At 72.7% G+C, this 407-nt stretch carries 1 protein-coding gene; it reads left to right on the forward strand.

The window, feature by feature from the left end; all coding sequences use genetic code 11:
* Positions 1-407, forward strand: a 407-nt coding sequence (locus tag BIU91_RS02475) for an FAD-dependent oxidoreductase (protein ID WP_139196849.1), incomplete at both ends; no start/stop codon positions are given.

A 407-nucleotide genomic window follows, 5' to 3' on the forward strand; every position in this document is an offset into this window, starting at 1 on the left:
CGGGTGGATCCACGCTCCGCGCCGCCAGGAGTACGACCTGTCGATCTACGGTGCCGGTCCGGCGGGGCTGTCCGCTGCCGTGTACGCCGCGTCCGAAGGGCTCAACGTCGTCCTGCTCGAGCGGGACGCCGTGGGCGGGCAGGCCGGATCGAGCAGCCTCATCGAGAACTACCTGGGGTTCCCCGAGGGCATCGCCGGGGCGGACCTCGCCGAGCGTGCCCGGGAACAAGCGGTCCGGTTCGGCGCCGAACTCCTGGTGATGCGCGAGGGGGTGCGCGGGGTCTTCCACGACGGCCGCATCCACGCCGACCTCGCCGACGGCGGCCACGTCGTCGCCCGTGCGAACATCTGCGCGACCGGTGTCGAGTGGCGTCGGCTCGGGCTGCAGCGCGAGCAGGAGATGCTCG

The organism is Curtobacterium sp. MMLR14_002, from assembly GCF_001864975.1.
GTDB lineage: Bacteria > Actinomycetota > Actinomycetes > Actinomycetales > Microbacteriaceae > Curtobacterium > Curtobacterium flaccumfaciens.